Below are 26,715 nucleotides of genomic sequence, written 5' to 3'. Positions count from 1 at the left end.
GCATTCTGTCACCATTCTGCTTTACTTCGTAGCGGGCTAGGCCATGACTCAATCATTGTACGATTCGTTCCAGTCCTTTTCACTGCAATCCGGCGCCACCGGATACCTGTATTCCCTGCCGGCGCTGGAGCGCGCCGGGCTCGGCAAAGTTTCGCGACTGCCGGTATCGATCCGGCTGGTGCTCGAATCCGTGTTGCGCAATTGCGACGGCCGCAAGATTACTGAACGGCATATCCGGCAATTGGCCGCATGGCAACCGAACGAGCCGCGCAGCGAGGAGATTCCCTTCGTCGTCGCCCGCATCGTATTGCAGGATTTTACCGGTGTGCCCTTGCTCTGTGACCTCGCGGCGATGCGCGGCGTGGCACGGAAACTCGGCAAGGCGCCGAAGATCATTGAACCGCTGGTGCCGGTCGACCTGGTCGTCGATCATTCGGTACAGGTCGACTATTTCCGTCAGCAGGATGCGCTCGATCTCAACATGAAGCTGGAGTTCCAGCGTAACCGCGAGCGCTACCAGTTCATGAAATGGGGCATGCAGGCCTTCGACACTTTCCGTGTCGTGCCGCCGGGTGTTGGCATCGTGCACCAGGTCAATCTGGAATACTTGGCGCGCGGCGTCCATGCCAAAAAGGTCGACGGCAAAACGCTCTATTACCCCGATACGCTGGTCGGCACCGATTCGCACACGACCATGATCAACGGCATCGGCGTCGTAGGTTGGGGCGTCGGCGGCATCGAGGCCGAGGCCGGCATGCTCGGCCAGCCGGTGTATTTCCTGACCCCGGACGTGGTGGGTTTCGAACTGAAGGGAAAACTGCGCGAAGGCTGCACGGCGACGGACCTGGTGCTGACCGTGACCGAGCAATTGCGCCGCGAAAAAGTGGTGGGCAAGTTCGTCGAGTTTTTCGGCGAAGGCGTCGAGGCATTGACGCTGGCCGACCGGGCCACCATTGCCAATATGGCGCCTGAATATGGCGCGACCATGGGTTTTTTCCCGGTTGATGACGCGACGATCAGCTACTTCCAGGGCACCGGCCGCACCGCGGAGGAGATCGATGCCTTCGTGTCCTACTTCAAGGCGCAGGGACTCTATGGCGTGCCCAAGGAGGGGCAGATCGACTACAGTCAGGTGGTGACGCTGGATCTGGCTGGCGTGACGCCTTCGCTGGCAGGACCGAAGCGGCCGCAGGACCGCATCGAGATCGGCAAGGTCAAGGCGAACTTCATCGACCTGTTTAGCAAGCCAGCCTCCGCGAACGGTTTTTCCAGACCCGCCGCTGAACTCAGGGCGAGCTATGTCAACAGCGACGGTGTGACGGTGAAGAACGGCGACATCCTGATCGCCGCGATTACTTCCTGTACCAATACCAGCAATCCGGGCGTATTGCTGGCGGCGGGCCTTGTGGCGAAAAAGGCCGTGCAGCGCGGTTTGAAGGTTGCCCCCCACATTAAGACGTCCCTCGCACCGGGGTCGCGCGTGGTGACCGATTATCTGAAGAAGGCAGGTCTGTTGTCCTACCTTGAACAACTCGGATTCCCCGTCACGGCTTATGGCTGCACCACCTGCATCGGCAATTCGGGCGACCTGACGCCGGCCTTGAATCAGGTCATTCAGGACCGGCAACTGGTCTGCGCCGCCGTGCTTTCCGGCAATCGCAATTTTGAAGCGCGCATACATCCCAACATCAAGGCCAACTACCTCGCCAGCCCGCCACTGGTGGTCGCCTACGCCATCGCCGGTACGATGCGGAAGGATTTGATGACCGAACCGCTGGGCAAGGACAAGGAGGGCAATGATGTCTGGATTGGCGACATCTGGCCCACCAGCGCCGAAGTGCAAGCGTTGATGAAACTGGCCATGAACCCGGCCGTGTATGCGGCCAACTACCGCCAGCTTACCGCCAAGGGCGACTTGTGGAGCCAGATAGCGAGTACCTCGGGCGATATCTACGATTGGCCGCTATCGACCTATATCGCCAATCCGCCGTTCTTCGATGATTTTGCGCTGGCACCGCCAGTGGCAGGAGGCAACATCACCGGTGCTCGCGCCCTGGGCATCTTCGGCGATTCGATCACCACCGATCACATCAGCCCGGCGGGGTCGATCAAGGAAGCCTCGCCCGCCGGCCTTTACCTGATCGCGCACGGCGTCGGCAAAACCGACTTCAACAGTTATGGCGCGCGGCGTGGCAATCACGAGGTGATGGTGCGCGGCACTTTCGCCAACGTGCGCATCAAGAACCTGATGCTTCCACCACAAGCGGATGGCGGCCGCGAGGAGGGCGGGATCACCTTGCACCAGCCTTCGGGCGAGAAACTGTCGATCTTTGAGGCGGCGATGAAGTACCTCGCCGCCGGCACGCCGACGGTCATCTTCGCCGGCGAGGAATATGGCACCGGTTCCAGCCGCGACTGGGCCGCCAAGGGCACCCGGCTGCTCGGTGTGAAGGCTGTGGTCGCGCGCAGTTTCGAGCGCATCCACCGTTCCAACCTGGTTGGCATGGGCGTGCTGCCCTTGCAGTTCATCGGCAGCACCAGCGCGCAGTCGCTTGGCATCCAAGGCGACGAGAGCTTTGATATCCTGGGACTGGAAGACGGCCTCAAGCCGCGGCAGAAACTCACGCTGGTGATCCACGGCAAGGATGGCGAGCGGCGCAGCGTAAGGGTGTTGCTGCGCATCGATACCCCGATCGAAGTGGATTACTACCGCCACGGTGGCATCCTGCCTTATGTGCTGCGCGAACTATTGATTTGAACGTATAGGCAAGCGCGTCATTCCAAGGGGGCGAAGCCACCCGGAGCGGTGGTTCCCTTCGGTCATGGCATGTGCGGTGCCGTACGCAAATAGCGACTTATGAACCAGGGTTTTGTCGTCCTTGCAAAGGTGGGAACCTAATTAGGCGCCACCCGCATATTTATGCAATAAACATAAATGTACCTGGTCTCTTTAATTACGCTCTGCGGGAAAGCCCAATACCTTTGAACCCCGGTAATCAATGCGGCATATCGGCAAAACATCACCGAGGTGACGCTGATCATTTGAGCCATCTGCGTTAAACTCCCACCTTCTCTAATCTCAACAAATCCGGCGATGATGCAGCGCGCATTGAATCGGCGTGACTTTAAAACGCTTGCCCTGGCCGCAATCGGTGGGGCGCTCGAATATTACGATTTCATTGTTTTCGTATTTTTGGCCGCGCTTATCGGCAAGCTTTTTTTCCCGCCCGATACGCCTGACTGGCTGCAATTGTTGCAAACCTTCGGCATTTTCGCGGCGGGTTACTTGGCACGGCCGCTGGGCGGTATCGTAATGGCCCATTTTGGTGACCTGTTTGGCCGCAAGCGGATGTTCACCCTGGGTATTTTCATGATGTCGATACCGACCCTGCTGACAGGACTGCTGCCCACCTATGACAGCATCGGCATCGCGGCGCCGCTGACCTTGCTGCTGTTGCGCTTGATACAGGGCGCGGCGGTTGGCGGTGAAGTGCCTGGCGCATGGGTGTTCGTTGCTGAGCATGTGCCGCCCCGGCATGTCGGTTTTGCCTGCGGCACCCTGACTTCCGGTCTTTCCGTCGGCATATTGCTTGGTTCGCTGGTTGCCGCCGGAGTCAATACTTTTTTCTCAACTGCGGATGTCATAGCCTATGCGTGGCGGATTCCCTTCCTGGTGGGCGGTGTGTTTGGCTTTATGGGGGTTTATCTTCGACTCTATTTGGAAGAGACGCCGGTTTTCGAGGAGTTGAAACGTAATCGCAAACTTGCCGAAGAACTGCCGCTCAAGGCAGTAATTCGGGAATATCGTCCGGCGATTGTCGTGTCGGTACTGCTGACCTGGCTATTGACCGCCGCCCTTGTCGTGGTCATCTTGATGACGCCAACACTGCTGCAAAAGCAGCATCGTATTTCTCCCGCTGTCGCCTTGCAAGCCAGCAGCCTGGCTACATTTTTCCTGACGATAGGTTGCACCGCGTTTGGCCTGCTGATCGACCGGATCGGTGCCGGTAAAACCTTTATCCTCGGCAGCCTCTGTTTGCTCGGCAGCACTTTGTTGTTTTATTTCAGCCTCGACACTGCGCCGGAACTGCTTTTCCCGACCTATGCATTGGCTGGTTTTTGTGTCGGCATCGCCGGTGCTGTGCCCTACGTAATGGTGAATGCCTTCCCGCCCAAGGTCAGATTTACCGGGTTGTCGTCATCCTACAATCTGGCCTACGCAATTTTTGGTGGTCTCACGCCAGTTTTCGTGACCCTGATCATGAAAACACAGCCGATGGCACCCGCCTATTATGTTGCCGCAGTGTGCCTGCTTGGCATCGCTGTGGGCATTTTCTTGCTGCGTAATGACGTCCATATTGCCGATAAAAGCACTAAGCAGGCGTCTGGGGTAGCAGCATAGTGGGACTAAACATCTAGGACGGTATCTGGTATCTGCAAGGAGAGTACACAGGATGGCAGTTCAGCTATCGACCATCCAAAAACCTGGATCGGCTCGGAGTTGCGCCCCTCGCGATGACATCTGGCAGCGCGAACAGCGGCAGTTCTTTAAGCCCGCTTGTCGTGCATGATGCGGGCTTTTTCACGCACCCAATCGCGTTCTTTTTCGGTTTCGCGCTTGTCGTATTGCTTCTTGCCTTTCGCCAGGCCGATACTCAGTTTGATGCGCCCCTTGGTGTAGTGCAGGTCGATGGGTACCAGCGCATAACCGGCGCGCTCCACCTTGCCGATCAGCTTGGCGATTTCTTCACCATGCAGCAGCAGCTTGCGGGTCCGCACCGGGTCGGGATTGATATGGGTGGACGCGGTGGCCAAGGGGCTGATATGGGCGCCGATGAGGAATATCTCGCCGCTCTTGATGACGACATAGGCTTCCTTCAGCTGCGCGCGTCCGGCGCGGATTGCCTTGGCCTCCCAGCCTTCCAGCACCAGGCCGGCTTCGAACCTGTCTTCGATGAAGTAATCGTGAAAGGCCTTGCGGTTGTCGACGATGCTCATGGCGGGGGAGCTTGGTAGAATCAGCCAATTCTAGCCGAATGCTGACCCATGGCCGTTGTTGAGAAATCCGTATTGATCGAGCACACAGCAGCCCAGATTTTCGAAGTGATCGATGATGTCGAGCATTACCCGCAGTTCCTGCCGTGGTGCAGCGACGTCGATGTGCATGAGAAAACCGAGCGGCAGACGGCCGCCAGGCTGCACGTCAATTATCATGGCATCAAGGCGCATTTTTCGACGGTCAACCCCAAGGAGTTTCCGCGCCTGATGACCATTCATTTGCGCGATGGCCCGTTCAGGCATCTCGACGGCCACTGGCGCTTGACGCCGCTGGGCGAGACGGCGTGCAAGATCGAGTTTCGCCTGCACTATGAATTTTCCAGCAAGCTGCTAGAAAAAGCCGTCGGCCCCGTGTTCAATCACATCGCCAACACGCTCCTCGAATCCTTCGTCAAACGCGCTAATCAGGTCTATGGCTGAGTTGATTGATGTCCAGGTGGCATATGCCTTGCCGGAGCGGCAGGATCTGGTCAGCATCAGCTTGCCCGCCGGGGCCACGCTGCAAAGCGCCGTCGAAGCTTCCGGCCTGTTGCTGAAATATCCGGAAATTGACCTGGCCGGAGGAAGCTTCGGCGTTTATTCGCGCATCTCAAGGCTGGACACCATATTGCGCGATCGTGATCGCGTCGAAATCTATCGTCCGCTCATTGCCGATCCGAAGGAAGTTCGCCGCCGCCGCGCCACTGCAGGAAGACGGCATCCTGCCTGATGTTGCGATTCCGCTTCGCAGCAGATAATAATTGTCCGCCTCCCCGGGCGGAGGCAAGGTTTCCCATCGCGACGGCGCACCTTCAGGCGTGCCGTGCCGCCATCAACGCCGCCTCCACGCGACTGCGCACCTGCAATTTCTGCAGGATATTGGTGATGTAATGCTTGATGGTTTTTTCCGAGAGATGGATGCGGTCGCCGATTTCGCGATTGGTCAAGCCTTGCCCGACCAGGGTGAGGATTTGTGATTCCCTTTCTGTCAGTTCCTCCAGTGGATCGGCAGGTTTGCCTCGCGACAGTGCGACCATGATTCCCGCCGCAAGCGAGGGTGATACATAGACTTCGCCGCTTGCTGCGGTGCGCACCACGCTTGCCAGATCGCGCGCCGAGACGCCTTTGAGAACATAGCCGCAGGCGCCGGCCTTGAATGCAGCCAGCAGCTTGTCTTCGTCTTCGAATACCGTCAGCATCACGATCTTCGTTGCGGGGCAGGCGGTGATTATCTTTTCGGCGGTGACCAGGCCTCCGCCTCCCGGCATGGCGATGTCGAGCAGTACCACGTCGGGCAGCAGCTCGCGCGCGAGCCGCAGCGCTTCCTCGCCGTCCGCGGCTTGGCCGACAACAGTGAAATCCGGTTCGGAGGCGAGCGAATGAACGACGCCTTCGCGAAACAGCGGGTGATCATCCGCGACCAGAATGAGGATGGGGTCACTCATTTTCTTCCTCCAGTAACCGCAGGGGCAGCGACGCGCGGATCAGTGTGCCCGAACCGGGGGCGCTTTGCACGCTGAAAGAGCCGCCGAGTATCTCCACCCGTTCGCGCATTCCCGCCAGCCCAAGATGGCCGTTTGCGGCGATCGTCCGAAGGTCGAATCCCTTGCCGCTGTCGGTAACATCGACAATTAGCTGTTCCCCAGTCCGCGTCAGCCGTACGCGCTGATCGGTCGCGGCGCCGTGTCTGAACCCGTTGGCGAGGGACTCCTGCAACAGCCGGTACAGGGTAATCTTTACGGGCAGCGGCGCTTCGGACGGAAGTTCATCGACCGTGAGCGGCACTGCAAAGCCTACCTTGCGCTCATAGTCGTGCAATGCGCGCTGTGCCGTCTCGGTGAGCGTCAACCGCTCGATTTCCGGCAGCGGCAGCCCCGCGGCGATGGCGTGCAATTCGTCGCGCGCGGATTGCAACGCGGAATGGAGCGTGCGGAATTCGTCTGCCACGGTGCGCCCCTTGCCGACCGTCGAGGAACAGGTGCCGCACGATTCGGCCAGAGTTCCCATGCGCATCAATGCAAGCGCCAGCCCCTGCGCCGGACCGTCATGGAGGTCTGCCGCGATGCGGTTGAGGGTCTGTTCATTGATTGCTGCCGCGCGTCCCCCCGCGCGCCGCACGCGTTCGTGAAGCTGCTCGTTCTGGGCCAGCAGCGCGGTGAGCTGCCTCACTTTATCGTGAAGCTCGTTTTGCTGCGCGGCAATGATATTGCTGGCGCGCTTGATCAGCGCGGCAAGCAGCAGGTACATGACCAGTGTTGCCGCGATGACCACGAGCCAGGTTTTCAGCTTGGCGGTACCGACAGCGCGTGCGACAACATCTGTGGTCTGATAGATCTCGGCAACGCCAACGATCGATCCGGTTTTCCGTTCGTGCATGGGTGCGTAGATTTCAAGCAGTCTGGACCAGCGCTGACGCTCGAACAGATTCTCGTCATCCGTGATATCGGATAAGTGCGATTTCGTTTCCCCGCGAAACGCCATGGCCAGGTCCGGCTTTACCTTGAACTGCCTGCCGATAAGCGCCGGATTGGTGCTATAGATGATGCGGCCATCGCGTGACCACATCTTGAACGTCACGATGCGCTTGCCGACTTCGGTTCCGGAAAACAGCTTGTCCAGCCCAACCACATCCGTGCTGCTCAACTGACCGTTGCTGGCAATAGACTCGACGTGGTCGGAGATGAGGCTGTCCAGATATAACGCAAAAACCTCGCCCTCATGATGGACCACCCTTTCCTCGATCGTGCTGCTGATCCACGTGCCCATGAACAGCATCCCGACCAGCAACACGACGAACCCGCCCGCGAGCAGCAGGCGCAAGAGAGTTAACTTGGCGAAGAAATTCCTGACCACAATTCATTGTAGCAGCCGGTTTTTGCCCGACCTACGGACCAAATGCTGGTTTTTATGGGACTAAGGTCTTAACCATGTCGCGCCCAACAGCCATTGTTCATTCCCGGCGTTTTCCGCAAGATGCGGCCGAAAAGCGGAATATACCCGCAGTGTCTCGCGAAATCACAACCAGGAGGAGTTCAGCATGCGTATTCAAAATATCCGGCATGGGAAACACTTTGTCATGTTCATGGCGGCGGCGCTGCTTGCAGGCATCTTGCGGTCCTCGGCCGCGGCGGATGGCCAGACGGTTTACGACAAGAGTTGCAAGCTTTGCCATGACAAGGGGGTGATGGGCTCCCCGAAAACCGGCGACAAGGCCAAATGGGCGCCCCTGATCAAGGGAGGAGAGGCGGCGCTCGAAGAATCCGTCATCAAGGGCAAGGGAAAGATGAAACCCAGGGCCGGCAATAGTTCTCTGAGTGACGAAGACATCAAAGCTGCTGTCGACTACATGATCAGCAAGAGTTAATAACGCTGCATGTCCAAGGGATACTCGTCCATCACAATCAGCTAGGAAGCGAGAAATGCCGAAACATATCGTCCGACTGGTCATGCTGCTTTTGGCATTCGTTATTGTCGCCTATACGGCCAAGCAGTACTTCACCGCCGGTTCGTTCTATCAGTTCGGGCACTATCGTGGCCTCTCGGTGGCGGAGATCGCATCGGACAAACCCAAGTTCAAGACGCCAAAGTACTGCGAGCAATGCCACGCCAGCGAATATGCAGAATGGGCGAAGGGCGTGCACAACAACGTCGAACTCGGCAAGGTCGTCAAGTGCGAAGTGTGTCACGGCCCGGCGGGCAGCCGCGACGTCAAGGGCCGGTTCGACAACGTGACCACCGGCAAGGATCACCCCAGTGGCTTGAAGATGACGATTCCGGTCGACACCGCCAGGCTTTGCACACTGTGCCATGAGCAGATGCCCGGACGTCCCGCGCAGCAGCGGCAGATCGTGGTGGCCGAGCATGCCAGAACCCAGCAATGCACGGTTTGCCACAATCCGCATTCCCCCAGGACCTTCAAAGTGGCTGCCGCTAGCGCAGCAAAAGGCGATGCCGTGGCGGGCAAGGCGATCGCGGCTGGTTGCGCCGGATGTCATGGCGAAGCGGGCATTGGTGATTCCGCTCCCGGACTTGCCGGACAGAAGGCGGACTATCTCGTCATCTCCCTCAAGGCATACAAGACCGGCGCACGCGCTAACGAGTTGATGAGTTCGATAGCCAAGGATTTGAGCGACAACGATATCGCCAATGTTGCTGCGTATTTTTCCGCTGCCAAATGCAAGAGCGCGGGGAACGGGGACAAGAAGGCCGCCGCCGCAGGCCTGGCGGTTGCGGCGAAATGCGCTACGTGCCACGGCGCGCAAGGCGTCAGTACGCAACCCTCATGGCCGAATCTTGCCGGCCTGTCCGGTGAGTACCTGTTGGGCAGCTTCAAATCCTACAAGGCGGGCGAGCGCAAGAACGGCATGATGGATGGCATCGCGCAAGGACTGAGCGATACCGACGCGGCGAACGTCGCGGCATATTTTGCCAATGCAGCTTGCCGCTAGGCGTACGCACGCAAAGCGGTCAAGGTCAATGCAGCGAGGAGGGCTACCCAGATGGCAGATAACGACGAGCAGGAGAAACAGCGTCGCGAGCGCAGGCAAGTCCTGCGCTTCTTCGGCGTGGCCGTTGGTTGCGGCGGCATGGCAATCGCGGCCGGTACTGGCTTGCCAGGATTGTGCGAAGCGGCGGCCGCTTCAGAGGCCGCATCGCCGCCCAAACCGGATATACCGGATTACGACTGGACCAAGCATCGCTGGGCCTTTGGCGTGGACGCGACAAAGTGCATCGGCTGCCTGCGTTGCGTCGAGGCGTGCAAGATCGAGAACAATGTGCTTGCAGATGCGCATCACTTCCGCACCTGGGTCGAGCGCTACGTCACGCTGGAAGGAGAGGAGAAGGCACGCATCGACAGCCAGAGCGATCCGGTGAATATCGCGGCATCGGGTTCCGAAAGCGCATATCGATTCGCCAACCGCTACAAGGATGCGAAGGTGGACAGGGCTTTCTTCGTGCCCAAGCTTTGCAACCATTGCACCCATCCGGCCTGTGTGCAGGTATGTCCCACCGGTGCGACCTACAAGACCGAGGACGGGGTGGTGGTGATCGACCACAAGTATTGCATCGGCTGCCAATATTGCGTCCAGGCCTGTCCCTATGGCGCGCGCTACTTCAACGAAGAAAAAGGTGCCACCGACAAGTGCACCTGGTGCTACCACCGCATCACCAAAGGCCTGCAACCGGCGTGCGTGGAAGTTTGCCCGGTCAGCGCGCGTATCTTCGGCGATCGCAACGACAAGCAGAGTCCGATCAGCCTGTTCCTCCGCAACAACCGGGTTTCGGTGCTGAGACCAGAATCCGGCAATGCGCCCAATGTTTTCAACGTGGGTCTCGACAAGGAGGTGATCTAGTGGAAGCACTCTATGACGTTGCGCCCTATATCGGTTATGTCTATCCCAACGAAACCATCATTCCGTGGACTGTGCTCATCGCGCTCTATCCCTATCTCACCGGCCTGGTAGCGGGGGCTTTCACGGTATCGAGCATGTACCACGTGTTCGGCATGCAGCGCTTCAAGCCGGCCGCGCGCCTTGCCCTGCTGACATCGCTGTGTTGCATGGTTATTGTTCCATTGTGCTTGCTGACCCATCTGGGCCATCCGGAGCGGGCATTCAATGCCATGATCACGCCACACTGGAGTTCGGCTTTCGCCGTTTTCGGTTTTGCGGCTGCCGGCTACACCCTCCTGTTGCTTCTGGAAAGCTGGTTCGTGTTCCGGCCTTACATCGTCGAGCAGGCGCAACAAAGAAAAGGTGCCCTTGGATTGCTCTATCGTGTCCTGTCGCTGGGGTCCCATGACCTTTCCGAGGCAGCGATGCGCGTCGACCGCAAGTGGATTTTCGCCCTGGCGGTGATCGGCATCCCCGGGGCGCACGGTTTGCACGGCTATGTCGGCTTTGTGTTCGGTTCACTCAAGTCGCGCGAATGGTGGTCCTCCGATCTCATGCCGCCCATTTTTCTTTTTTCCGCCATCATCTCGGGTACCGCGCTGCTAATTGTGCTCTACGTCATATCCAGCCTCTTGCGCAAAAAGACAGTGGATTTGCCTTGCCTCAAGGGCATGGCTTATGCGCTGTGGGGATTCATGATGTTCGCCCTGGTGCTGGAGGGGGTGGAATTCGGAGCTCTGGTCTACCGTGGTCGGGAGGGAGTGGACATGATAATGGAGTACGTCAGGGGCCCGCTCTTCATTCCGTTCTTTACCCTGCAACTGGGGATTGGGTCGGTGTTGCCGATCGTGCTGCTCAGTTTCATGATGTGGCGTGGCACCACCGGCAAGGCACTGATCACGGGTGTCACGACATGCGCCGTCCTGGTGTTGCTCGCGGTGTTCATGATGCGCTGGAATGTGGTGATCGGCGGACAGGAGATATCAAAGACGGGCAGGGGGCTGCTGACCTATCATCTGCACTTCCTCGGCAGGGAGGGCGGTCTGGTTGCAGCCTGCTTGCTGGCTACGCCATTTGCATTGCTATCCTTTTTGGTGAGAATATTGCCACCATGGGATGACCAGGCGACAACTTGATAACCCTTTTGACATAACAAAACGCAGTGCTTTTTTCAATAACAAAGGAGGAGACAAAATGGAGGTCAGCAACCTGATCTGGCTAATATTGATTGTAGCGTTGGGGATTGGCGTTTTTGCCATAGGCTTAAGTCGTCATTTTGAGAATACCAAGAAGGGTAGTCTAGACGGCATGTAAGTTCGACATGTTCCACTGGGGTTTGTCCTGTCCCCAGTGGAGCAGGCATCAACGTCCTGCTGGCAGGGACAATCGCTCCACGCAAGGCGGCGCTGGCTTTCTTTTGTCCTCCGAAAGCCAGGCAGTTTCTTCCCGCGCTTGGGCATCACGCATCCCAGTCCTCACGCGTTCCCTAGAATCTCATCTTCCGGATATCTTGTCGCAGTTACGTTCGACTTGTTCGGTACATCTTCACAAATAAGACGGCTGGACGAATTGCGTGCCACAAATCCGGACGATTCACCGCCTCCTGCCTGATTGTCGGTGGCGGGCGGCTTGCGTATAATGCTGCTTTGTCAAAGAGGAAAACAGCATGAGACTGCTCCAGAAGGCGCTGACGTTCGATGACGTCCTCCTGGTACCCGCCCATTCGGCGATCCTCCCGCGCGATGTCAGTCTCGCCACCCGGCTGACCCGCAATATCCGCTTGAATATCCCCCTGGCGTCCGCGGCAATGGATACCGTGACCGAGGCGCGCCTGGCGATTGCCCTTGCCCAAGAAGGCGGCATCGGCATTCTGCACAAGAACATGGCGCCCAGTCTCCAGGCCGCCAAGGTGGCCAAGGTGAAGCGCTTCGAGTCGGGTGTGCTCAAGGATCCGATCACGATTCCCCCGAACATGACCGTACGCGAGTTGCTTGCGCTGACGCGGCAGCATCGCATTTCCGGTTTTCCCGTCGTTGCGCACGGGTGTGTGGTCGGCATCGTCACCAACCGCGATCTGCGCTTTGAAACCAATCTCGACCAGCCTGTCAGCGCCATCATGACGCAGAAAGAACGGCTGGTTACGGTCGCGGAAGGCACCTCGATCGAAGAAGCGCAAATCGTGCTGCACAAACATCGTCTTGAACGCGTGTTGGTGGTGAATGACAAGTTCGAACTGCGCGGCCTGATTACGGTGAAGGACATTCTTAAGTCCACTGAATACCCCGATGCCTGCAAGGACGAATCCGGCCGTCTGCGTGTTGGTGCCGCGATCGGCGTCGGTGAAGGCACCGAAGAGCGTGCCACCTTGCTGGCCGAAGCCGGTGTCGATGTGCTGGTCGTGGATACCGCCCATGGCCATTCGGAAGGCGTGTTGAAACGCGTCGCCTGGGTCAAGAAGAACTTTCCGCAGGTTGAAGTCATAGGCGGCAACATCGCCACCGGCGATGCGGCGAAAGCGCTGGTCGATCATGGCGCGGATGCGGTCAAGGTCGGCATCGGCCCCGGTTCGATCTGTACCACCCGCATCGTGGCGGGCGTTGGCGTGCCGCAGATCACGGCGGTCGACAATGTGGCGAACGCGCTGGCGACAACGGATGTTCCGCTGATTGCCGATGGCGGCGTGCGCTATTCCGGCGACATTTCCAAGGCCATCGCCGCGGGCGCACATGTGGTGATGCTGGGGGGCTTGTTTGCCGGCACCGAAGAGGCGCCGGGCGAGACCGTGCTCTACCAGGGCCGCTCCTACAAGTCCTACCGCGGCATGGGCAGCCTGGGTGCGATGCAGGAGGGCTCGGCGGACCGCTACTTCCAGGAGGGTGATACCAACGTTGAAAAGCTGGTGCCGGAGGGCATCGAGGGCCGCGTTCCCTACAAAGGTGCTGTCGGTGCCGTGATTCACCAGTTGATGGGTGGTCTGCGCGCCTCGATGGGTTATGTCGGTTGCCGTACCATTGATGAAATGCGGCACCAGGCGCAATTCGTCGAAATCACCTCCGCCGGCGTTCGCGAGTCGCACGTGCATGATGTGCAGATCACCAAGGAAGCGCCGAATTACCAGGTGAGCGAATAAATCCAGCGCCAGCTTGCGCTGGCGTTTTTCATCATCCAGGCCATGCACAACAAGATTCTCATCCTCGATTTCGGGTCTCAGGTCACTCAGCTCATTGCGCGCCGCGTGCGCGAAGCCGGCGTGTATTCCGAAATCCATCCCAACGACGTTTCGGAAGAATTCATCCGCGCTTACGGCGCCAAGGGCATCATCCTTTCCGGTAGTCACGCCAGCACCTATGAAGCGCAGGACTTGCGCGCGCCGCAAGTGGTCTATGAACTGGGTGTACCGGTACTGGGCATTTGCTACGGCATGTTCACCATGGCCGTGCAGTTGGGTGGCACGGTGGAGGCAAGCGACAAGCGTGAATTCGGTTATGCCGAAGTGCGCGCGCGCGGCCATACCCAACTGCTCGATGGCATCCAGGATTCGGTGACGCCCGACGGTCACGGCATGCTCAAGGTGTGGATGAGCCACGGCGACAAGGTTACCGCGCTGCCGTCCGGCTTCAAACTGATGGCCTCGACCGATTCCTGCCCCATCGCCGGCATCGCCGACGAGGCACGAAAGTTCTATGCGCTGCAGTTCCACCCCGAAGTGACGCATACGGTGCAGGGCGCGGCGATCCTGCGCCGCTTCGTGCTTGATATCTGCGGCGCAACGCCGGACTGGAACATGCCTGACTATGTGTCCGAAGCCATTGCCAAGGTGCGCGAACAGGTCGGCAAGGACGAAGTGATTCTCGGTCTTTCCGGCGGCGTCGATTCGAGTGTGGTGGCAGCGCTGTTGCACCAGGCCATCGGCGACCAACTGACCTGCGTTTTCGTCGATAACGGCCTGTTGCGGCTCAACGAGGCGGAACAGGTGATGCAGACCTTTGCCCGCAATCTTGGCGTCAAGGTTATCCACGTCGATGCCGCCGATCAATTCATGGGCCATCTCAAGGGCGTCAGCGACCCGGAGCAGAAGCGCAAGATCATTGGCCGCGAGTTTGTCGAGGTGTTTCAGGCCGAGGCAAAAAAATTACCCAAAGCCAAATGGCTGGCCCAAGGCACTATATACCCGGATGTCATCGAGTCGGCGGGCGCCAAGACCAAGAAGGCAAACACCATCAAGAGCCACCATAACGTCGGCGGTCTCCCTGAAACCTTGCATCTCAAGCTACTCGAACCGCTGCGCGAACTGTTCAAGGACGAGGTGCGCGAGCTTGGCGTGGCGCTCGGCCTGCCGCATGACATGGTGTATCGCCATCCCTTCCCGGGCCCCGGCCTGGGCGTGCGCATCCTCGGCGAAGTGAAGAAGGAATACGCTGACCTGCTGCGCCGTGCCGATGCAATCTTCATCGAGGAATTGCGCAATAACAGGGACGCCGACGGCAGGAGCTGGTACGACAAGACCTCGCAGGCCTTCGCCGTGTTCCTGCCGGTGAAGAGCGTCGGCGTGATGGGCGACGGCCGCACCTACGAGTATGTGGTCGCCCTGCGCGCGGTGCAGACGCAGGATTTCATGACGGCGCACTGGGCGGAATTGCCGCACGCGCTGCTGGCGACGGTCAGCAATCGCATCATCAACGAAGTGCGCGGTCTCAATCGCGTGGTCTATGACATCTCGGGCAAACCGCCGGCGACCATCGAGTGGGAGTGACTGGCAAAGACGAGCAACATCCAGCAACGTCTGGCCAATTCAAGTAGCAGGATCGTTATAGAAGGTCGCGGGTTGCTGGCATTGTCTGGCAACGGCGTGCAGTGTTAAGCAACGGCCTAATGATGATACAAAGCATTTTGCTTTGACTATGCGCGGTTGGTAGTCTGACTTTTTGTTTGTATCGATCGTTGTAGCCGTCGGTCGCCAGTTCGGCCAATCTGGCCGTCGACTGTTCGACCAACTCTGTCGGCAATATACCGGTTACCTGTCGCTCAGCGCCTGACAGCTACGAATGGCAGCTTTCTCATCCCGCGTGTTCGCGCTCTCAACCCGCTGCTGCCTATCGGACTGTCAGTGAATATTAGTCAGGGTTCAGATGCTTAATCGTCGTGAACACGACTATCCTTCAAGGACATTGCGAAGCACTTGTTGTGCCGATTCGAGCTCAGCGACCGTCGCCTGAATTCTTTGCGCATCGAATTCGGGTTGTAGTAGCAGATCATTGAGCTCTTTTGCCGCATCGCATAGGGCTGTGAAACCGACCGGTGCATTGCCGCCCGGGTCTGATAATTGCGCCGTCCCGCCATCGCCGACTTTTCAATGACGTGGCGCGATGCAATGCTGCCCCTCGCTTCGGCGACCCGCAGGATTATTGTTGCCGGGTGTTTGCCCGATCCCAGTAGGGTTCGACACCGATCCGGGCGATCAGGAAGTCAATGAAAGCCCGTACCTTGGTGGGCAAGTGCCGGGTGGGCAGGTACATGGCATAGACATGGCGCTCGACCGGGATGTATTCGGAGAGCACCGCCTGGAGTTGTCCGGCCTGCAAATCCTTGCCGATGATGAAGGTCGGCAGCAAGGCTACGCCGAGGCCGCCGAGGACGGCCTGCGACAGGGCTTCGTCGTCATCGACATGCAGCGAACCTGAAACCGGCACGTCGATTTCTCCCTTTGGCCCATTGAATCGCCACAAGCCTTGTTCTCCGGAACGGGTGTAGTCCAGGCAATTGTGATGAATCAGATCGGCTGGGATGAGCGGCAAACCGTATTTTTCGAAATATGCCGGCGTGCCGCACAATTTGCGTCGTACTGGTGCGAGCTTTCTCGCCACCAGGGGGAGCGGCGGTTCGGCCGTAACGCGAATCGCCATGTCATAGCCATCTTCGGCCAGGTCGATGAGCCGGTCGGTGATGGTCAATTCCATCTTCAATCCGGGGTGAGCGGTCAGGAAGTCGGCTAATGCAGGGGCCACATGCAGGGTGCCGAAGGCCACCGAGGCGCTCACGCGCAGCGTGCCACGCGGTTCGTCGTTGAAACTGCCGACAACCTGCTCAAGTTGCTCCATTTCTTCGAGAATTCGCCTCGCGTGGGCGGCGGCTACCTGGCCAATTTCCGTCAGGCTTAAATGCCGCGTCGTGCGATTGAGAAGGCGGGCACCTAAGACGATTTCCAATTTGGCGACTGCCTTGCTGACAGCTGAGCGGGATGTACTTAGGCGACGTGCGGCTTCAGCAAAACTATCCGCCTCGGCGACACGGGCAAATACAGCCAACAAATTCAGATCAAACATGCGGGCACACCATATGTAGGTAATCCTATATCCCATTGTATCCCCGGAGGCTACATTTTGATTCCGATCCTGGGACTAATCAAGCCACGGTCAGTTGGATAACATGCACCATTATGAAACACGATAATGCATCTGCAGATTCCCGCCATGGCTTGCACACACAGAGGTCCGAGGATTTAGTCGTATCCATGGACGATTATGTCCGCTTGCGTGAACTCGTCGGAGATCACGCCTTGGCCGAAGAGTTGGACCGGGCAATTGTTATTCCATCGGATCGTATTCCGAGGGATGTGGTCACGATGAACTCTCGCCTGATCTACTCCGACGAAAGTACCGGAACGACGCGCGAAGTGGAGTTGGTTTACCCCGAAGAGGCCGATCTCATGACTGGCAGGGTTTCGGTACTGGCCCCTGTCGGTTGTGCGCTCCTCGGCCTGAGTGCCGGACAGTCGATTGACTGGAATTTGCCGGGCGACAAGGTCCATCGCCTGCGGGTCGAGCGTGTTCTCTCTCAGCCACGGCACAGTGGCACCAAGTCGGCCGCTGCCGAGACCCCATAACCAGCGGCATCAACATGCACACCCTCTGGATCAACGCACTGACACGTCAAACCAATTGCATGCTCGCCCAACAACCTGGCAAGGTGTTTCGCGCAATGAGCCGGGAATTTGAATCGACCCTGATCCGGTGCGCGCTGGTGGCCACGAGAGGGTGCCGCATGGATGCCGCCCGCTTGCTGGGTATTGGCCGCAACACGATCACACGCAAGATCCATGCTTTTGGGCTGAATACTGGCGATGCCACGTCCTCGCAAATCGTGAAACCGCAGTTCCGTACACAGCACAGCAAACGAAATAACAAACCACCCCGAGGAGAACCAAATGGCCAAATCGAAAAGAATCACTTCGCCCGATAAAGTGGCACCTGAATCGGTGGAAAATAATTCTGGCATGCTTCATCCGGTCACACCAGAGCAACGCTATCACTATGTCGAGGTTGCCGCTTATTACATAGCCGAGCGCCGCCGCAGCTTCGATGCGGGCTATGCGCACGAAGACTGGGCACAGGCGGAACTTGAAATAGATCGGTTGTTGGCCGAGGTGCAGATCAATCGATGAATGCGGCCCACAGGGAAAGCCAATTTCCTCGCCGTTTGACAAATGCAAACCTCGGTATCGCCGATTCGAGCAGAAAACTTGGGAGAAACAACGTGAAGTCGATTTCAACCGATGCCGTCTTGAAATTATTCCGTCAGGACGCTTTCCTTGACCTGCGCAAGCTGGCCGTACAACTGGGTGTTGATACCGCCAATTCAATGCTTGCAGCGGTCATCGGCAATCTGGTGCGAAAGGGAATAATTCGCCGCCTTGGTGGCAAAGGTCGTCATACCTTGTTCGTGCTGGCCACGTTTGAGGGATGAAGCCATGAGCGGACTTTTTAATAACAGATCACTGACAATTTTGAGTTCCCAGAAAACCAAGGAGGGCAGCCATGTTTCCGGAATATCGTGAGCTATTTTCTCAACTCAAGGCAAATGATCGTCACTTTGACAGCCTATTCATCAAGCACCATGAACTGGATCAGAAGATTCAGCTCATGGAGGCTTATGTCGAGCCGGCAAGCCATGAAGATATCGAGACCTTGAAAAAGAAAAAATTGCGGCTAAAGGACGAGATGTACGACTTGCTCAAAAAAGCCAGCGCAACCCAACCGGCATGAACACATCATGTGATGCAAAATCTGCCTCCCTCACGTGGAGGTAAACGAATGGTAGCCAGAATTCCAAAATGCTTCCCAAGAATCTTATCGCCTTCATCGAAAATGGCCTTGTCGAGAATATGACCATCAGCAGGGCATCCCCCGCTGCCGCATGGTCGGTGTTCGCATATGGCATGGCTCTGCCCGCTGATGTCATTGCCATGATCGAACTCAACCCCGAAGGCTGCCAACGGTTGTGGGCCGATCTCGATGCTGCCTACAGTTTCATCCGCAAATGCGGCTTCCAGCATCAGATCCTGATTGAGGGCTGATGGTTAGATGAATAGAAACATCTCACTTTGTTCCTCTCGGGAGGCCAAAAACTGATTCAGCAGGATTCAATGAGATATTCTCCGAATTCTCCCAAAGAGAATGTCACTCGATGAACGCCCTGGTTATATTGGTTTTACTGATCTTGATCTGCGGCTTTTTTGCCTTGGCAGAAATGGCCCTGGCGGCATCGAGACGGTCCCGTCTGCAACTTCTCGTCGATGCCGGCAGCCACGCCGCGGCACGGGCGCTGCGCATCAAGGAAACGCCATCGCGCTTCATTGCCGCCACGCAAACCGGTCTGACGACCGCGAGCCTGTTGGCGGGGATCTTCGGCGAGAATGCCTTGGCCGCACACATCGAGAATTTCATCGCAGCCTCGCTGCCGCTGCTGGCGGCAGCGCGTACCGAGATCGCCCTGACGACCACCGTCGTGAACAAATACTGCCAACAAAATCAAAACAGGCATGCAGTTGCGCAATAAAACGAGTGACCTTGTGCTTCATTGTATCCCTGCAGGCTCCATGGCCAATATGTTGACGACCTACATGAAGCCTCGCTGCTCAGCAAGCATCTGACACCAACGCCTGATGGCAAGGCGATCCGCTTCATCGACTTTGCCGCACCCCGTCATCAACGGTACCTGAAGTAGAACATGTGGCGGACGAAGCCTGCGAAGACGCGCTCTACGACGTGGCCGTGTTCCGGGAGTTCTGCCGGTTTGATCCGGGATGCGAGCGGATAGCGGATGCCACGACGCTGCTCAACTTCCGGCATCTGCTGGAACAGCACGACCTGGGCGCGGCCCTGTTTGCCAAGGTCGGCGAATTGCTGCTGGCCAACGGCATGAAACTGTCGGGGGGCACGATCGTCGATGCCACGCTGATCGCCGCACCGCCTTCCGTCAAGAACCAGGACAAGAGCCGTGATCCGGAGATGCACCAGACCAGGAAGGGCAACCAGTGGTACTTCGGCATGAAGCTTCACATCGGAACGGACAGCCAGAGCGGTCGGGTCCATGGCGCCAGCGTCACCGCCGCCAATGTCCATGACAACCATGAAGTGCCGAACCTGCTGCATGGCGAGGAAACCCGCTTCCACGGTAACAGCGCCTGCCGGGGCAAGGCGCAGCGCGAACGACTCAAGGACATTGCGCCAAAGGCAAAGGACTTCACCAACAAACGTGCCCACCGGAACTGCCCGCTGACGGACGCCGACAAGGGGACCAACCGTCGCAAGTCCAGTGTATCGGGGCAGGGCTGCTCAAGGATGCGCTGAAGTGGTTTCTACAGGCCCAATCGATCATTGCCGCGCGTGCTTTGATGGTCCATGCCAAGGATAATCACGCCGTTGAGTTCTATCAGCACTTCGGATTTGTCCCGTCGCCGCTCGACCCGTATCACCTCTACCTGACGACCAAGGACATTCATGAATCCTTGGCGTAGTCACTCAAAACGCTGCCTTTGCAGTGCCAGCAAGCCTTTCGGGATGCGTATCCCATCATCCATCTTGCATGCTTGAAAAATTGGGGGCCAAATCCGTCAAAAAATTATTTTTCAGGCAAAATCTGGCAACTACTTGAGTTGATAAGCAAGAGCATGTCGATGGTAAACCTGATGGTAAATTTTTACCCGAAAAGCGTTTATTCTTTTCAAATTAACTGCATGAAAAGCTCGTCAACAATCGAGTGGGAATGAAGTCTTTTGTGTGCGGCGCAGGCATACATTTATCGCAACTTGCTGCAGGGAATAAGCGCTAAAGTAAGTGCATAGTCAGCCCAACGACCGATGCCGTGCCTCGTTATGGCAGGCTTGGACGAGCGAATGGATATGGACCACGGAGAGAAGTTGAATGCGGTGACGCATCTTGTCGGGGCGCTGCTGGCGCTCGCCGGCTCCATTGTGCTTATCGTGCTGGCGGCGCAGGGCGGCGATCCGTGGAAGGTGGTGAGCGTCTCCATTTACGGCGTGACGCTGGTGTTGCTCTACAGTTTTTCCACGCTTTATCACAGCCTGGGCGGGCGCGCCAAAAAAATCCTGCGCGAGTTGGACCACCACGGCATCTATCTGCTCATCGCCGGCACTTACACTCCGTTTTGCCTGGTGACGCTGCGCGGATCCTGGGGCTGGTCGTTGTTCGGAACGGCGTGGGGACTGGCGCTGCTCGGCAGCCTGCAGGAACTGAGGCAAAACAGTGGCGCGCGCATATTGTCAGTCGTGATCTATGTCATGATGGGCTGGGTGGCCCTGGCGGCCATGATCCCGCTGTTGCATGCGCTGGGACCGGTCGGTTTCGCCTGGCTCGTGGCCGGCGGACTGTTCTATACGATTGGCATCATCTTCTATGCGCTCGACGCCCGCCTCAAACACGCGCACGGTGTTTGGCACCTGTTCGTGATCGCCGGCAGCGCCACCCATTACGTAGCGATCCTGAACTATGTGCTGTAAGTGGAGTGGGACACGACTGCTGTGTGCTGCGAACACAGCTCAGCAATTTAATTATTGGAGGCGCGACCCGGAATCGAACCGAGGTACACGGCTTTGCAGGCCGCTGCATAACCACTCTGCCATCGCGCCAGATGTCCCGTCCGGCGTGTGCGTGGGCGGAAATCGATGAAGCGGGCGCGATTTTATCGAACCGTACCCTTACTGTCCAGCCAAGTTCAGATTTCGCGCAGCACGTCGGCCCAGCAGTTGGGGGTTTCGTATAAGCGTATGCGTTCGAGCCGCAAATGGTTGCCATAAACGTCGCGATATAGCGGTTCCAGAATATCGAATGCGATCCTGGCGAGGTTTTCCGCGGTCGGCACCCTGTCGAGTATGACGGTCTTGTGATCTGGCAGCGCCGCAAGAAAATCGACTATGGGCGTGTCCCCGGCGCAGACGAGGAAGGCATGGTCCCATTTGTCCACCAGATGGATCCGGGCGATTTCCTTTACCGCGCCGAAGTCCATTACCATGCCATCGCTGCTGCTGCATGCATCATGAATGACATCGCCGCTCAGCGTCACTTCCAGGACATAGCGATGCCCGTGCAGGTGCCGGCACTGGCTCTGGTGTGCGGAAATGCGGTGCCCCGCATCGAATTCGAGGCGGCGAGTGATTTGCATGGCTGGGGTGATATGCTGATCGGCCTTGGATTATAGATGAGCAATGTCTGCAATGCCCCGCTCTGATGGTTTGCTTTCGGTCGATGACCATTCGCGCGACAGCGCGGGGATGACCTATGTCTATCCTGTTGTCTCGCGCCGGGCGCGCGGCATTTCGGTGGGAATCAACCTTAATCCGAACAACGCCTGCAACTGGCAATGCGTGTATTGCCAGGTGCCGGGCCTGGTGCGCGGGGGGCCGCCACCGATTGACCTGGCACTCCTCAAGGATGAGTTGAACCGGTTTCTGGATGAAGTGGAGTCAGGCCGCTTCATGCGGGAAAAGGTGCCGGTCGGCGCGCGGGTTTTGCAGGATATTGCCTTTTCCGGCAACGGTGAACCGACCAGCGCCGGCGAGTTCCCGGAAGCAGTGAATATCGTGGTGGAAACATTACGCAAGCATTCCCTGCTCGGCACGCTCAAGTTGCGTCTGATTACCAACGGTAGTCAGACGGGCAAAACCGGCGTGCAAAGAGGTTTGCGTGCGCTTGCCGCCAACGATGGGGAGGTCTGGTTCAAGCTGGACGCCGCGACGGCTGCCGGCATTGCCGCAGTGAATGGCGTGCGGATATCACCGGATGCACATCTGCGTCGTTTGAAGGCTTGCGCCGCGCTTTGCCCGACATGGATTCAGAGTTGTTTTTTTAAGCGCGATGGCAAGCTGCCGGCTGCGGCTGAAATCGACGCCTATGTCCATGCAGCAGGGCAGATGAAGGACAGTGTCAAAGGGGTGCATCTGTATGGGCTGGCACGACCTTCCATGCAGCCGGACGCGAGAAGATTAAGCCGGCTACCCGACCAATGGTTCGATGCGTTGGCCAGGCGACTGGAAAGCCAGGGGCTGAACGTGATCGTCAGCCCCTGACCCAAGGGGAAGCTGGAACTGGTTATTTCTTGACGGCGGACTTGGCTTCTTTCTTGAGTTCCCTGAACAGCCCGGGCTTTTTGGCTTTCAGGTATTCGGCAACCTCAAAATCCTCGCGCTTGGCCTTGCTGATGTCAATTTGTTCGACATGCACCAGGCGCAGCAGGTGCTGGACAGGGCGGGGAATATTGCGGCCGCTTTCATAGCGCGATCCACCACTTTGGGTAACCCCCAGTCTGGACCAGAACTGTTGCTGGTTGAGGCCGAGTTTGCGGCGGATGTCGCGGACATTAGCTGTTTTTTCTGAAGCTTTCATTGGTATTCTCCATGAGGAATATTCGGGGAATGCGCGCTTGATAAAAATAGGATGCCTACGTTCTAATGTCTATAACTAAAGTTATAGATGAGTTCAGTATATGGCATACTTGTACAACATACAAGAGCAGGATAAATGTTTTTTCCGGGCCGGCGCCAAGTCCGGAGAGTTGCCAGGCAAGGAGATTGCGGATCAGGTAAAATCGCGCCCTGTTTAACCTTAACTCTCCTTGACTTACGGCTTCATTCAGATGGCACTAATTGTTCAGAAATACGGTGGCACCTCCATGGGATCGCCGGATCGTATCCGCGATGTTGCGCGCCGTGTATCGCGCTGGAAGGCCAAGGGCCACCAGTTGGTGGTCGTGGTGTCGGCCATGAGCGGCGAGACCAACCGGCTGCTGGCCCTGGCGAAAAATGTTTCGCCCAGCCCGGACTCACGCGAACTCGACGTCATGGTATCGACCGGCGAGCAGGTCAGCATTGCCCTGCTGTCAATGGCGCTGAAGGATATCGGTCTCAAGGCGCGCAGCTATACCGGCGCCCAGGTAAAGATCGAGACCGACAACGCCTATACCAAGGCGCGCATCCTGAATATTGACGATGCCAATATTCGCGCCGATTTGAATAACGACACCGTGGTGATCGTCGCCGGCTTCCAGGGTATTGATGCGCACGGCAATATCACCACGCTGGGCCGGGGCGGCTCCGACACCACGGGCGTGGCGATTGCCGCCGCCCTGAATGCGGACGAATGCCAGATTTATACCGATGTCGATGGCGTCTACACCACCGATCCGCGCATCGTCCCCGAGGCGCGCAAGCTCGACCAGATTACCTTCGAAGAGATGCTGGAGATGGCGAGTCTCGGCTCCAAGGTATTGCAGATACGTTCGGTGGAGTTCGCCGGCAAGTACAAGGTGAAGTTGCGCGTGCTTTCCAGCTTCGAGGAAGAGGGCAAGGAAACGCAGGGTACGTTGATCACGTTTGAGGAAGGTCGCAAGATGGAACAGCCAATTATTTCGGGCATCGCCTTCAATCGGGACGAAGCCAAGCTTACAGTCCTTGGCGTTCCGGATCGTCCCGGCATCGCCTATCAGATCCTCGGTCCGATCGCCGAGGCGAATATCGATGTCGACATGATCATCCAGAACGTCGGCAATGACGGTACCACCGACTTCTCGTTTACGGTGAATCGCGGCGAGTACGAACGCGCGCTGAATATTCTGGAGCAGAAGGTCAAGCCGCATGTCGCTGCGCGTGCCGTGGTCGGCGACAACAAGATTTGCAAGGTGTCGGCGGTCGGCGTCGGCATGCGCTCGCATCCCGGCATTGCCAGCCAGATGTTCCGTACGCTGGCGGAAGAGGGCATCAATATCCAGATGATTTCGACTTCCGAGATCAAAATTTCCGTCGTGGTCGACGAAAAATATCTTGAACTGGCAGTGCGCGTACTGCATAAGGCTTTCGGACTCGAACAAGCCGCCTGACAAGTTTGACCGGGGCCGCGCGAGCAGATATGATCGCGCCCCTTGGAGACGTGGCCGAGTGGTCGAAGGCACGCCCCTGCTAAGGGCGCATCTGGGCAAAACCTGGATCCAGGGTTCGAATCCCTGCGTCTCCGCCAAGGAACAAGCAACCAAGCGCCTTTAGAGGCGCTTTTTTGTTTTGTATGCCATTTAGTATGCCACTTGTTGGGTGCTGGTATTTCTGATCGTTTGCGCTTATCTCGGTGTTCTCCTTCACATAACCTTAGCGCGCATTTGAATCGCGGTACCTGCCAGCGCCGATTTCACAGAGAGAGCCGCTAGGGCCGACAGTGCGGTGTTTAGCTTCACCAGTCATCTGTACTCGGCTGCATATTCCGGGTTGCTCGCGTATGACCGGCTCTAGCACAGAGTTCGAATATATTCCAGCGGCAGAATAGTCCTAAGGCATCCTTTTTCTGGGCAGACTACCGGGGGAGGGGGTGGTTATTGCTCATTCTTAAAGTTGTATTTTCAGAAGCGTCTTACTCCCCTGCAATCATTGGGAAGCCGGAGCCTTACGGTGTGCGGCGCGATGACAATTCTGTCTGTCTCGATCAGACCGCACCGATTGTCTCAGCCTGGCCAAAAAACCTCCTTGAAAGCATGAAACCAATTTCATAAGCTATCATTTGGAATGGATAATGATGGCGCTACGCCATAAACTTAAGGGTGCTATTTGAATGGCTATCCCTAATTTGAATAGATTGCTAGTAGGTCTCCTGGTAGGACTCGTCTTATCATTGACCCTATTTGCATACGGTCTAAGTACTTGGATTGCTATAGCTACTGGCGGCAATTTTCAGGCATTGGTGACCCGGATTCTTCCTTCTTTAGCGGCATCTTTTGCCGGAGCTTTTGCCGCTTACAAGTATTCATTGCTGTTAACGAACGAGAAGGCGAACGCAACCCAGATCAGTGCTTCGAATCACGCTATTTTCGCGCCTCATCACATGTACGCAATTCTTATGACCTTCAGGCGGGATTTGGTGGCAACCGGGAGGCTGTCTTGTGAACCTCAAGCAACTTGAATATTTCGTCCGTGTCGCCGAGCTGGGCAGCTTCAGCAAGGCGTCACTGATTCTGAATATTGCGCAACCGGCATTGTCGCGTCAAGTCCGTTTGCTGGAAACGGATTTGCGCGTCACGCTGTTGCTGCGCAACGGTCGCGGCGTCGTGCTCACCGAGGCAGGTCAGCGCCTGTTCGACCAAAGCCTCGGCATCCTGCAATTGGTATCGCGGGTGCGCGAGGATCTGGAAAGCACTCGCGGCGAACCGGGCGGACGCATTGTCGTCGGCCTGCCGCCAAGCATGGGTCGCCTGCTCACACTGCCGCTGGTCGATGGCTTTCGCCGCGCCCTGCCGAAGGCGCGCCTGGCCATCGTCGAGGGCTTGTCTGCCCACTTGGCGGAATGGATAGCCACCGGCCGGGTTGACATCGGGCTGCTGCACAACCCGGATTCGCAAACGGCACTTGAACTTGTGCCGGTACTCGACGAGTCGCTTGGCATGGTCAGCCCGGCTACCAACAGCCGGAAAATCAAGGTCGGCGCCAGCGCTGCAGCCAAGAAAGCTTCCAGTCGCGCAGGCGGTTCCCTGGCGGGATTAGGGGACACGGTAACCTTGGCCGAACTGACGGGTTTTCCGTTGATCCTGCCGGAACGTACTCACGCCATCCGCAAACTGCTGGAGACACAGGCGGCGCTGGCCGGCCGCAAGCTGAATGTCGCGCTGGAAATCTCCAGCGTGCAGTCGATCCTGGAACTGGTGCGCGCCGGTCACGGCCATGCCATCTTGACGCCCACGGCGTTGGCCGCCTCAGGCCAGCCAGAAGCTTACGTCCTGCGCAAACTTGTCGAGCCGTCACTGGCGAGCACCTTGTGCCTTGCGGTTTCGGCACACAAGCCGGCGACGCCCCTGACCAAGCACATGCTGCGCCTGTTACGTGAACTGATCCTGGCCGCGGCTGAGACTGTGCCATCTCCCACTCCGAGCCGCGCCCATAACAAAATGCGATAGCTAGTAGTGCGCCGCTTGGCTTGGCAGAATGCCGTTGTATTGCCACAATCGCTCCATCAAT

Annotated in this window: 28 protein-coding genes, 2 tRNA genes and 1 pseudogene; 23 read left to right on the top strand and 8 right to left on the bottom strand. The window is 57.6% G+C overall.

The genetic code is table 11. The annotated features are described in order from the left end of the window. Positions 1-43: 43 nt before the first annotated feature. Entirely contained in the window at positions 44-2,758 is a 2,715-nt protein-coding gene (acnA, locus tag K5E80_RS05985) for an aconitate hydratase AcnA (RefSeq protein WP_220635303.1), read from the top strand. A 336-nt stretch (positions 2,759-3,094) separates the two neighbouring features. Further along, a complete protein-coding gene (locus K5E80_RS05980) occupies positions 3,095-4,402 on the top strand; it encodes an MFS transporter (protein WP_220635302.1) in 1,308 nt (435 codons plus the stop codon). A 146-nt stretch (positions 4,403-4,548) separates the two neighbouring features. Here the strand turns inward: K5E80_RS05980 and smpB are convergent, their stop codons facing one another. After that, on the bottom strand, positions 4,549-4,998 hold the full coding sequence (gene smpB / locus K5E80_RS05975; RefSeq protein WP_220635301.1) for an SsrA-binding protein SmpB: 450 nt from the start codon (positions 4,996-4,998) through the stop codon (positions 4,549-4,551). Positions 4,999-5,046: 48 nt separating this feature from the next. On the opposite strand from smpB, the gene K5E80_RS05970 reads away from it, so the two are divergent. Both K5E80_RS05970 and K5E80_RS05965 read left to right on the top strand, forming a co-directional pair. Beyond that, the gene (locus K5E80_RS05970; RefSeq protein ID WP_220635300.1) at positions 5,047-5,478 is read left to right on the top strand and encodes a type II toxin-antitoxin system RatA family toxin; all 432 of its coding nucleotides are present in this window, start codon (positions 5,047-5,049) and stop codon (positions 5,476-5,478) included. Then, positions 5,471-5,767, top strand: coding sequence for an RnfH family protein (locus K5E80_RS05965; protein WP_220635299.1), 297 nt, complete (start codon positions 5,471-5,473; stop codon positions 5,765-5,767). Before K5E80_RS05970 ends, K5E80_RS05965 begins: the two co-directional genes overlap by 8 nt. Before the next feature lie 82 nt (positions 5,768-5,849). Here the strand turns inward: K5E80_RS05965 and K5E80_RS05960 are convergent, their stop codons facing one another. Then, the gene (locus K5E80_RS05960; RefSeq protein WP_220635298.1) at positions 5,850-6,482 is read right to left on the bottom strand and encodes a response regulator; all 633 of its coding nucleotides are present in this window, start codon (positions 6,480-6,482) and stop codon (positions 5,850-5,852) included. Beyond that, the gene (locus tag K5E80_RS05955) at positions 6,475-7,857 is read right to left on the bottom strand and encodes a sensor histidine kinase (RefSeq protein ID WP_220635297.1); all 1,383 of its coding nucleotides are present in this window, start codon (positions 7,855-7,857) and stop codon (positions 6,475-6,477) included. Before K5E80_RS05955 ends, K5E80_RS05960 begins: the two co-directional genes overlap by 8 nt. A gap of 217 nt (positions 7,858-8,074) precedes the next feature. Here K5E80_RS05955 and K5E80_RS05950 point away from each other — a divergent pair, with 217 nt between their 5' ends. The 6 genes from K5E80_RS05950 (at position 8,075) to guaA (ending at position 15,183) form a co-directional block, all read left to right on the top strand. Next, positions 8,075-8,401, top strand: a complete 327-nt coding sequence (locus tag K5E80_RS05950; RefSeq protein WP_220635296.1) for a c-type cytochrome — start codon at positions 8,075-8,077, stop codon at positions 8,399-8,401. A 55-nt stretch (positions 8,402-8,456) separates the two neighbouring features. After that, the gene (locus tag K5E80_RS05945; RefSeq protein WP_220635295.1) at positions 8,457-9,485 is read left to right on the top strand and encodes a c-type cytochrome; all 1,029 of its coding nucleotides are present in this window, start codon (positions 8,457-8,459) and stop codon (positions 9,483-9,485) included. 51 nt (positions 9,486-9,536) lie between these two features. Further along, positions 9,537-10,391, top strand: coding sequence for a 4Fe-4S dicluster domain-containing protein (locus tag K5E80_RS05940; RefSeq protein ID WP_220635294.1), 855 nt, complete (start codon positions 9,537-9,539; stop codon positions 10,389-10,391). Next, on the top strand, positions 10,391-11,566 hold the full coding sequence (nrfD, locus tag K5E80_RS05935) for an NrfD/PsrC family molybdoenzyme membrane anchor subunit (protein WP_220635293.1): 1,176 nt from the start codon (positions 10,391-10,393) through the stop codon (positions 11,564-11,566). Before K5E80_RS05940 ends, nrfD begins: the two co-directional genes overlap by 1 nt. A 530-nt stretch (positions 11,567-12,096) precedes the next feature. Beyond that, positions 12,097-13,560 (top strand): IMP dehydrogenase, encoded by a 1,464-nt coding sequence (gene guaB, locus K5E80_RS05930; protein ID WP_220635292.1) that lies wholly within the window; start codon positions 12,097-12,099, stop codon positions 13,558-13,560. A 42-nt stretch (positions 13,561-13,602) separates the two neighbouring features. Continuing rightward, positions 13,603-15,183 (top strand): glutamine-hydrolyzing GMP synthase, encoded by a 1,581-nt coding sequence (gene guaA / locus K5E80_RS05925; RefSeq protein ID WP_220635291.1) that lies wholly within the window; start codon positions 13,603-13,605, stop codon positions 15,181-15,183. A 649-nt stretch (positions 15,184-15,832) separates the two neighbouring features. On the opposite strand, the gene K5E80_RS05920 is transcribed toward guaA, so the two are convergent. Then, entirely contained in the window at positions 15,833-16,753 is a 921-nt protein-coding gene (locus K5E80_RS05920) for a LysR family transcriptional regulator (protein WP_220635290.1), read from the bottom strand. 113 nt (positions 16,754-16,866) lie between these two features. Here K5E80_RS05920 and rnk point away from each other — a divergent pair, with 113 nt between their 5' ends. From rnk to K5E80_RS05880, 8 genes and pseudogenes are all read left to right on the top strand, one after another. Further along, a complete protein-coding gene (gene rnk, locus K5E80_RS05915) occupies positions 16,867-17,313 on the top strand; it encodes a nucleoside diphosphate kinase regulator (protein ID WP_220635289.1) in 447 nt (148 codons plus the stop codon). 14 nt (positions 17,314-17,327) lie between these two features. Further along, on the top strand, positions 17,328-17,669 hold the full coding sequence (locus tag K5E80_RS05910; protein ID WP_220635288.1) for a helix-turn-helix domain-containing protein: 342 nt from the start codon (positions 17,328-17,330) through the stop codon (positions 17,667-17,669). Continuing rightward, a complete protein-coding gene (locus K5E80_RS05905) occupies positions 17,635-17,871 on the top strand; it encodes a DUF2934 domain-containing protein (RefSeq protein WP_220635287.1) in 237 nt (78 codons plus the stop codon). The genes K5E80_RS05910 and K5E80_RS05905 overlap by 35 nt, the downstream gene beginning before the upstream one ends. Further along, positions 17,868-18,173: a hypothetical protein gene (locus K5E80_RS05900; protein WP_220635286.1), complete on the top strand. Its 306-nt coding sequence runs from the start codon at positions 17,868-17,870 to the stop codon at positions 18,171-18,173. Before K5E80_RS05905 ends, K5E80_RS05900 begins: the two co-directional genes overlap by 4 nt. Before the next feature lie 71 nt (positions 18,174-18,244). Beyond that, complete coding sequence (locus K5E80_RS05895; protein WP_220635285.1) at positions 18,245-18,472, top strand: HP1242/YdcH family protein; 228 nt, start codon at positions 18,245-18,247, stop codon at positions 18,470-18,472. Between the two features lie 68 nt (positions 18,473-18,540). Then, a complete protein-coding gene (locus tag K5E80_RS05890; RefSeq protein WP_220635284.1) occupies positions 18,541-18,783 on the top strand; it encodes a hypothetical protein in 243 nt (80 codons plus the stop codon). A 110-nt stretch (positions 18,784-18,893) separates the two neighbouring features. Next, positions 18,894-19,265 (top strand): CNNM domain-containing protein, encoded by a 372-nt coding sequence (locus K5E80_RS05885; protein WP_220635283.1) that lies wholly within the window; start codon positions 18,894-18,896, stop codon positions 19,263-19,265. Positions 19,266-19,435: 170 nt separating this feature from the next. Beyond that, positions 19,436-20,029, top strand: a pseudogene (locus K5E80_RS05880) (IS5 family transposase); the annotation flags it as partial. A gap of 38 nt (positions 20,030-20,067) precedes the next feature. On the opposite strand, the gene K5E80_RS05875 reads toward K5E80_RS05880, so the two are convergent. After that, the gene (locus K5E80_RS05875; RefSeq protein WP_220635282.1) at positions 20,068-20,211 is read right to left on the bottom strand and encodes a hypothetical protein; all 144 of its coding nucleotides are present in this window, start codon (positions 20,209-20,211) and stop codon (positions 20,068-20,070) included. 393 nt (positions 20,212-20,604) lie between these two features. Between K5E80_RS05875 and trhA the strand changes: the two genes are divergently transcribed. Then, positions 20,605-21,228, top strand: a complete 624-nt coding sequence (gene trhA, locus K5E80_RS05870; protein WP_246590885.1) for a PAQR family membrane homeostasis protein TrhA — start codon at positions 20,605-20,607, stop codon at positions 21,226-21,228. 55 nt (positions 21,229-21,283) lie between these two features. Here trhA and K5E80_RS05865 read toward each other — a convergent pair. Together K5E80_RS05865 and queD are read right to left on the bottom strand one after the other, a co-directional pair. After that, positions 21,284-21,357: transfer RNA gene (locus K5E80_RS05865), tRNA-Cys, on the bottom strand. An 86-nt stretch (positions 21,358-21,443) separates the two neighbouring features. Further along, positions 21,444-21,890: a 6-carboxytetrahydropterin synthase QueD gene (queD, locus tag K5E80_RS05860; RefSeq protein ID WP_220635281.1), complete on the bottom strand. Its 447-nt coding sequence runs from the start codon at positions 21,888-21,890 to the stop codon at positions 21,444-21,446. Between the two features lie 43 nt (positions 21,891-21,933). Between queD and K5E80_RS05855 the strand changes: the two genes are divergently transcribed. After that, positions 21,934-22,794: a radical SAM protein gene (locus K5E80_RS05855; protein WP_343213232.1), complete on the top strand. Its 861-nt coding sequence runs from the start codon at positions 21,934-21,936 to the stop codon at positions 22,792-22,794. Positions 22,795-22,816: 22 nt separating this feature from the next. On the opposite strand, the gene K5E80_RS05850 is transcribed toward K5E80_RS05855, so the two are convergent. After that, positions 22,817-23,110, bottom strand: a complete 294-nt coding sequence (locus K5E80_RS05850; RefSeq protein ID WP_220635280.1) for a helix-turn-helix domain-containing protein — start codon at positions 23,108-23,110, stop codon at positions 22,817-22,819. 250 nt (positions 23,111-23,360) lie between these two features. On the opposite strand from K5E80_RS05850, the gene K5E80_RS05845 reads away from it, so the two are divergent. The 3 genes from K5E80_RS05845 to K5E80_RS05835 all read left to right on the top strand — a co-directional run bounded on the left by K5E80_RS05845 (position 23,361) and on the right by K5E80_RS05835 (position 26,654). Next, positions 23,361-24,599 (top strand): aspartate kinase, encoded by a 1,239-nt coding sequence (locus K5E80_RS05845; protein ID WP_220635279.1) that lies wholly within the window; start codon positions 23,361-23,363, stop codon positions 24,597-24,599. 44 nt (positions 24,600-24,643) lie between these two features. Next, positions 24,644-24,736, top strand: a tRNA-Ser gene (locus tag K5E80_RS05840). Positions 24,737-25,646: 910 nt separating this feature from the next. Then, a complete protein-coding gene (locus K5E80_RS05835; RefSeq protein ID WP_220635278.1) occupies positions 25,647-26,654 on the top strand; it encodes a LysR substrate-binding domain-containing protein in 1,008 nt (335 codons plus the stop codon). Positions 26,655-26,715 lie beyond the last annotated feature (61 nt).

Source organism: Georgfuchsia toluolica, from assembly GCF_907163265.1.
GTDB lineage: Bacteria > Pseudomonadota > Gammaproteobacteria > Burkholderiales > Rhodocyclaceae > Georgfuchsia > Georgfuchsia toluolica.
The sequence above is the reverse complement of the archived record's forward strand: the minus strand, read 5'-3'. Positions and strand labels throughout refer to the sequence as shown.

Excerpts from the sequence above, each read along its gene's own strand:
- smpB (WP_220635301.1), bottom strand. The coding sequence starts at position 4,998 with ATGAGCATCGTCGACAACCGCAAGGCCTTTCACGATTACTTCATCGAA.
- K5E80_RS05905 (WP_220635287.1), top strand. The coding sequence starts at position 17,635 with ATGGCCAAATCGAAAAGAATCACTTCGCCCGATAAAGTGGCACCTGAA.
- guaA (WP_220635291.1), top strand. The coding sequence starts at position 13,603 with ATGCACAACAAGATTCTCATCCTCGATTTCGGGTCTCAGGTCACTCAG.
- K5E80_RS05940 (WP_220635294.1), top strand. The coding sequence starts at position 9,537 with ATGGCAGATAACGACGAGCAGGAGAAACAGCGTCGCGAGCGCAGGCAA.
- trhA (WP_246590885.1), top strand. The coding sequence starts at position 20,605 with ATGGATATGGACCACGGAGAGAAGTTGAATGCGGTGACGCATCTTGTC.
- K5E80_RS05855 (WP_343213232.1), top strand. The coding sequence starts at position 21,934 with ATGTCTGCAATGCCCCGCTCTGATGGTTTGCTTTCGGTCGATGACCAT.
- K5E80_RS05970 (WP_220635300.1), top strand. The coding sequence starts at position 5,047 with ATGGCCGTTGTTGAGAAATCCGTATTGATCGAGCACACAGCAGCCCAG.
- K5E80_RS05850 (WP_220635280.1), bottom strand. The coding sequence starts at position 23,110 with ATGAAAGCTTCAGAAAAAACAGCTAATGTCCGCGACATCCGCCGCAAA.
- K5E80_RS05890 (WP_220635284.1), top strand. The coding sequence starts at position 18,541 with ATGCTTCCCAAGAATCTTATCGCCTTCATCGAAAATGGCCTTGTCGAG.
- K5E80_RS05945 (WP_220635295.1), top strand. The coding sequence starts at position 8,457 with ATGCCGAAACATATCGTCCGACTGGTCATGCTGCTTTTGGCATTCGTT.
- K5E80_RS05920 (WP_220635290.1), bottom strand. The coding sequence starts at position 16,753 with ATGTTTGATCTGAATTTGTTGGCTGTATTTGCCCGTGTCGCCGAGGCG.
- K5E80_RS05900 (WP_220635286.1), top strand. The coding sequence starts at position 17,868 with ATGAATGCGGCCCACAGGGAAAGCCAATTTCCTCGCCGTTTGACAAAT.
- queD (WP_220635281.1), bottom strand. The coding sequence starts at position 21,890 with ATGCAAATCACTCGCCGCCTCGAATTCGATGCGGGGCACCGCATTTCC.
- K5E80_RS05960 (WP_220635298.1), bottom strand. The coding sequence starts at position 6,482 with ATGAGTGACCCCATCCTCATTCTGGTCGCGGATGATCACCCGCTGTTT.
- rnk (WP_220635289.1), top strand. The coding sequence starts at position 16,867 with ATGAAACACGATAATGCATCTGCAGATTCCCGCCATGGCTTGCACACA.
- K5E80_RS05950 (WP_220635296.1), top strand. The coding sequence starts at position 8,075 with ATGCGTATTCAAAATATCCGGCATGGGAAACACTTTGTCATGTTCATG.
- guaB (WP_220635292.1), top strand. The coding sequence starts at position 12,097 with ATGAGACTGCTCCAGAAGGCGCTGACGTTCGATGACGTCCTCCTGGTA.
- K5E80_RS05895 (WP_220635285.1), top strand. The coding sequence starts at position 18,245 with ATGTTTCCGGAATATCGTGAGCTATTTTCTCAACTCAAGGCAAATGAT.
- K5E80_RS05875 (WP_220635282.1), bottom strand. The coding sequence starts at position 20,211 with ATGAATGTCCTTGGTCGTCAGGTAGAGGTGATACGGGTCGAGCGGCGA.
- K5E80_RS05910 (WP_220635288.1), top strand. The coding sequence starts at position 17,328 with ATGCACACCCTCTGGATCAACGCACTGACACGTCAAACCAATTGCATG.
- K5E80_RS05885 (WP_220635283.1), top strand. The coding sequence starts at position 18,894 with ATGAACGCCCTGGTTATATTGGTTTTACTGATCTTGATCTGCGGCTTT.
- K5E80_RS05965 (WP_220635299.1), top strand. The coding sequence starts at position 5,471 with ATGGCTGAGTTGATTGATGTCCAGGTGGCATATGCCTTGCCGGAGCGG.
- acnA (WP_220635303.1), top strand. The coding sequence starts at position 44 with ATGACTCAATCATTGTACGATTCGTTCCAGTCCTTTTCACTGCAATCC.
- K5E80_RS05980 (WP_220635302.1), top strand. The coding sequence starts at position 3,095 with ATGATGCAGCGCGCATTGAATCGGCGTGACTTTAAAACGCTTGCCCTG.
- K5E80_RS05845 (WP_220635279.1), top strand. The coding sequence starts at position 23,361 with ATGGCACTAATTGTTCAGAAATACGGTGGCACCTCCATGGGATCGCCG.